Source organism: Sphingobium cupriresistens, from assembly GCF_004152865.1.
Taxonomy (GTDB): Bacteria; Pseudomonadota; Alphaproteobacteria; order Sphingomonadales; family Sphingomonadaceae; genus Sphingobium; species Sphingobium cupriresistens.
Window position 1 is genome coordinate 1 of the sequence record NZ_SEOO01000082.1, and the last position, 5,402, is coordinate 5,402.

The window sequence follows — 5,402 nt, forward strand, 5'->3', positions numbered from 1 at the left end:
TCCACGCTGTAGATCCCCACACCTCCCTGACTCGGCAGAAAGGCTTCAAGGTGGACGACTTTTACGCCGCCCGCAGCAGGACTATCCCGCCGCTACCGTGGTCGAATATTGCTCCGCCGTTCTCACCGACCTCATCGAGGACGCCCGCCGCGACTGGACGGCGCTGGGCGGGCTTGCCATCGATATTCAGCCGATTTCAAACTTTCCCCTGGGTACGTCGATCACGATGGAAAGCGGCATTATCTTCCTCACTTACGCCGCCTTGCGCTCCGCGCGCCACGATACAGCCTCCCGCCTGCAACAACTACTGGACTGGACTGGCGAGGATTTCGTCGGCATGATCGTCTTCGACGAGTCTCATGCGATGGCGCACGCAGGCGGGACTGAGACGGATTTTGGCAAAGCGCAAGGCTCGGAACAGGGGCTTGCCGGCGTTCGATTGCAAAATGCGCTTCCGCGCGCTCGCATTCTCTACATGTCCGCGACCGGCGCGGCCAGGCCGGAAAATCTCTCCTATGCTGTTCGCCTGGGGCTCTGGGGACCGGGCACTGCCTTTGCCACGCGCGACATGTTCATGAAGGCGATGGAAGAGGGGGGGATCGCAGCCCTTGAGGTCGTTTGCCGCGATCTCAAAGCGATGGGTCTCTACACCGCCCGGGCGTTGAGCTTTGCGGGCGTCGAATATGAGCCGTTGGAACATGCGCTGACGCCAGATCAGATTTCGATCTACGATGCTTATGCCGATAGCTGGAGCATTATTCATCGCGGATTGCGCGATGTGCTGGCCGAGATCGGCATAGTCGATAGAATGTCGGGCAAGACCCAGAACGCCCGGGCGCGGGGATCAGCCCTCAGCGCCTTTGAATCCGCGAAATTGCGCTTCTTTTCCAGTCTCCTGGTCAGCATGAAAATGCCCTCGCTCATCAACGCGATCGAGCAGGAGCTGGCGTCGGACAATGTAGTGCTGGTGCAACTCGCCAGCACGGGCGAGGCCATCATGGATCGGCGTCTATCCGAACTCTCCGCCCAGGAACGGGCGACGATGGACGTTGAGGTTTCTCCAAAGGAAACCTTGATCGACTATTTGAAGAATGGCTTTCCTGTGCGTCAGATGCGGGTCTTTCGAACCGACGATGGCGCGACGCGCGCTGAACCGATGATCGATGCTGAGGGCAATCCGGTGCTTTCCCGCCAGGCGATCGCCGCACGCGACGAATTGATCGAGGAGCTGTGCGCACTGCCCGCGATTCCGACCGCGCTCGACGCACTTATCGCGCATTTCGGAACCGACCAGATCGCCGAGATTACGGGGCGCTCGCGGCGTATCGTGCCCGACATCACCGGGCGACAAAAGGTCGAGAGGCGCAGCGCTCGGGCCAATCTGTTCGAGGTTCAGGCGTTTCAAGATGGCCGCAAGCCTATCGCCGCCTTTTCCCTGGCCGGGAGTACCGGACGATCTATGCATTCCGATCGGAACTGTGCCAGCGCGCACAGGCGCCGCGCGCATTTTCTGCTGGAACTTGGGTTCCGCATCCTCTCGGCGGTACAGGGCTTTGGTCGTAGCCATCGGACGAACCAGCTGACGCCGCCTGTCTATCGCCCGCTCACCACCGATTGCCGGGGGGAGCGGCGCTTCCTCAGCACCATCATCCGCGGTCTGGAAGCGTTGGGCGCGTTGACCAGAGGGCAACGCCAGACCGGATCGCAAAACCTGTTCGATCCTTCCGACAATCTGGAATCCGACTATGCCCACGATGCGCTCGTTCAATGGTTCCATCTCCTCTATGAGGGCAAACTCCGCAGCGTCTCGCTCGCTGATTTCCAGGAGATGACGGGCCTTGAGCTTTGCGACGAAGGCGGGGAACTTCTGGAACGTCTGCCGCCCATTCATCGCTGGCTCAACCGCATATTGGCACTGCGGATCGCAACGCAGAACAGCATATTCGAGGAGTTTCTGGGGTTGGTCGAGGACCGCGTCGAAGCGGCGCGCGCTGCCGGCACGCTTGACCTGGGTATTGAAACCATCCGCGCCGAGAAAGTGGTTCTGCTTTCCGACAGTCTGCTGCGCACAGATCCTATAATCGGCGCCCAGACACGGCTTTTGCGTCTGGAACTGCACCGGCGGCCACCGGTTACCAACTGGGCTGCGTTGCAGCTTATTTGCAAGAACACGGACAATATTGCCTGGCTCCGCAATGCCCGGTCCGGCCGGGTCGCACTGTGCATGCCGACATGGCCGGGACAGGACGACGATGGCAAATGGATCGAACGCTGCTATCTCATTCGTCCGAACGGTCAGCTCCGCATGGATAGAGCGGCCCTAAAAGCCAGCCATTGGAGCGAGATCGAACCCGATGCTTTCCAGGTCTTTTGGGAGGGGGAAGTGGGTGAAGCGACGAAAAATCTCTTGGTCGAAACGATCACGTTGGCCACCGGGCTGCTGCTGCCCGTATGGCACAAATTGCCGGAAGATGACGTGCGCGTCTGGCGGATCGACGATGGCGCGGGCGGTTCAATCCTGGGGCGCATCATCCATCCAGCAGCCGTCGAACGGATCCAAAGGGAGTTCGGCCTCGATGGCGCGACAGCTCTTGGTCCCGACGAAATCATCGATGGTGCGCGTTCGGTGGGCGGAGTATCGATCCCAGGTCTTGGTCCGGCCAGACTTGCCCGGGTTCATGTTAACGACAGTGCACGCCTCGAAATACGAGACTATCGACCCGAGGATCGGACCTGGTTGAAGGCTTGCGGAGCATTCAGTGAGGTCGTCGCCTTCAAGACCAGGATTTTCCTGCCTCCTGACCGTGCGGGCGACATCCTTGCCAGGATTATGGCGGAGCGGAGCTAGTCTTCGCCGCGGTGCGCCACATCGCGCTACCGATTATGCTCGCAAGGTCAGCGGACAGACGAGATATGGGTTGGATAAACCCATATCTCGTCGGTGACCATTATTCCGTAGATGTCCGTGCTGGAACAGGCGCTTTCTTCTGTTTCACAGCGGATACCTGCCGCCCTGCACCTTTCGGCTTCGTGGATGCCGCAGCTGTTGGCGTTGCGGTCTTTCCAACTGTACTTTTCCCGTTGGCTGGCTTGGCAGGTTTGGCCTTTGCGGGTTCTGATACTGCGGGTTCCAAAGGCTCCTTCACGGATGCTGTCGGGGCCTTCGCAGTTCGCGGTGCGGTTTGTACGCCCAGCTTCTTCCTGGCAGGCTTTATTGTCGCGGCCTCCGCTTTTGCAGGCACAGTCGCAGGTTCTGGCTTAGGTTCGGACGATACGATTTCGGCCTTTTCGCTGGGTTTGGCAGCGGCCGCCTTGCCGCGGCCGCGCTTGGGCTTAGCTTCCGTCGAGACTGCCGGTGTGGCTTCGACAACCGGTGTCGCTTCGACAACTGGCGCCGCCTCTACCACGGGTGACGCTTCCACTACCGGAACCGCATCCTGTGCTTTCGCGCCAAACCGCCGTCCAAGGCCGAGCTTTTGCGCGACGGTGCGCCGCTGTTCCGAATAGGCAGGCGCGACCATGGGATAATCCCTGGGAAGATTATAGCGCTCGCGATATTCGGCGGGTGTCATTCCATTGACCGCCAGATGCCGCTTGAGGGTCTTGTACGGCTTTCCATCGAGCATGCTGATGATGTGTTCGCGTGAGCCAAGGCTCTTGCGGATCGATACAGCAGGAACATGCTCGGGTGCCGCTGGCACTTCCACGTCGGCCTTCCGTTCGAGCGCGCCGCGGGTCGCTTCGATGATGCCAGCGATGTCGCCGGCCGGAACCTGATTATTGGAGAAATAGGCGCTCAGTAACTGCACCGTCATTGCGGTGAAATCAGGCTGCTCGGTATCGGCCACGAAAGGACTCCCGGTTGAGGAAAACATGCCGGTTATCGCCGGACTGGAACTGCGCTGTAGCTAAGCGGGAATCCGCAGCTCATGCAAGACGGGAATGAGTGACGGTCATACGGTCCGGTAAAGGGGAGGGGGTGAGGATGGAGAGACCGACTGGAGTCCAGTAACTACGAAAGGCATGTCATGGCCGACCGTGTATCCGCGCATATCATGATAGGGGGTGTGCTTCCTCGTTCGCAATACCCCTTTCTCGTTCAGGCGATCGGCAGCGACAACGCGGCTGTCGACTGGGACGGAACGCCCTTCGATCCCGCCTATCTTCCTGTAAATGATCCTCTCATCTTGATGGATCACGAAGTGGCCAATGGATGCTTCGGGAGAATCGAAGAAAGCTGTCGATGTCTTGGTCTTCATTATGTCCGATGGTCGGGCGGATATGCGGGAAGCTTCCCCTCTGTCCGCGTCATTACAAGGGCCATGGCGAACCGCGACACTATCTGACGACTGAAGATGACCAGCAGCTCTTCTCGATCGAACGCATTCGGGAATTGGGAGGCATCGTGGCAGTCGAAAGCGACTACCAGCTTGCACGCCAGAACCCGCCGCCGCTGGTGCTCATCGATGAAGAACCGATCGATGAAGCAATGATGGAGCCGGTCCATGGCTGACCATTATGTTCAAGCTTCCTTCGCCTTCACCTGCATCGCACGTGAAGCTGCGTTGATCGAGGAGGCGTGGCAGCACGCGTCCGACCTGTTGGGTGATTTTGCCCCGGGGGAACCGAGCGCTGAATTCCTCGCCGCCTTCATGCCGACCGATCTCGCCAATCCGTTCAACGGCCTGCTCGAAATCTTCGATGATCCCGACTTCCCGCATTTCGGGGCCGAGATCGAGATTGCGGGCGCAGCCGAGTGCATCGTCGCCATTTATGGCACGACCGACTTCCAGCCTGGTCCGATTGCTGAACTCATCCGGCGCTGTTGCCAGGAGAGTTTGCAGACCGCGCCTGTCGGGTTCGACTGGAGCTATGGCTGTTCGCGCCCACGTCGCGACGTCTTTGGCGGAGGATGGTGCGCGATATTTGCCGATCATGTCGAATTTGCCAGCACCCAGGAAGAGCTGGCGCGCTGTTTGGTCCGATCTGCAGTGACGCCACCGGCGGAACCGCCTGATCCATGGATCGACTATCCGCAATATCCCTCGGCCGATTGGCAGACCGAGGTCGCCAATGGCGATACCCGTCTTGGCTATCTCGACTGGGCTCTTGCCCGAACTGACGCCGACCGCAGCGTGCGTCCCTCAAAGGAAGTGCCGTCGGCCTGACGCACCCGCCCCTCCAAATCTGATCGAGCCATAAGGATGACATCATGACCGACGCTAACGCGCCGGGCGCGTCCGCGCGCCTGTATAGCCAGACCGACCATGACGAACGTCGGGTAGGCACGGCCCGTTGCCGGGCCGCACCCCCCTCAGAACCGGACTTGATAGTTTCCCATCATCCGGCTCAAGCCTTTCAGAAGCCCGGTATCACCCGAGCCAGCAGCACCCGGAACTAGG

At 60.0% G+C, this 5,402-nt stretch carries 3 protein-coding genes and 1 pseudogene; 3 read left to right on the forward strand and 1 reads right to left on the reverse strand.

Features of this window, described 5'->3' with window-relative positions:
- Positions 1–121: 121 nt before the first annotated feature.
- Positions 122–2,848: pseudogene (locus EWH12_RS21355) on the forward strand (strawberry notch family protein); the annotation flags it as partial.
- A 100-nt stretch (positions 2,849–2,948) separates the two neighbouring features.
- Here the strand turns inward: EWH12_RS21355 and EWH12_RS21360 are convergent.
- A complete protein-coding gene (locus tag EWH12_RS21360; protein WP_129927766.1) occupies positions 2,949–3,848 on the reverse strand; it encodes a Ros/MucR family transcriptional regulator in 900 nt (299 codons plus the stop codon).
- Between the two features lie 180 nt (positions 3,849–4,028).
- Here EWH12_RS21360 and EWH12_RS21365 point away from each other — a divergent pair, with 180 nt between their 5' ends.
- Positions 4,029–4,346, forward strand: a complete 318-nt coding sequence (locus EWH12_RS21365; protein WP_242496168.1) for a hypothetical protein — start codon at positions 4,029–4,031, stop codon at positions 4,344–4,346.
- Between the two features lie 159 nt (positions 4,347–4,505).
- Complete coding sequence (locus EWH12_RS21370; RefSeq protein WP_129927767.1) at positions 4,506–5,168, forward strand: hypothetical protein; 663 nt, start codon at positions 4,506–4,508, stop codon at positions 5,166–5,168.
- Positions 5,169–5,402: the final 234 nt, after the last annotated feature.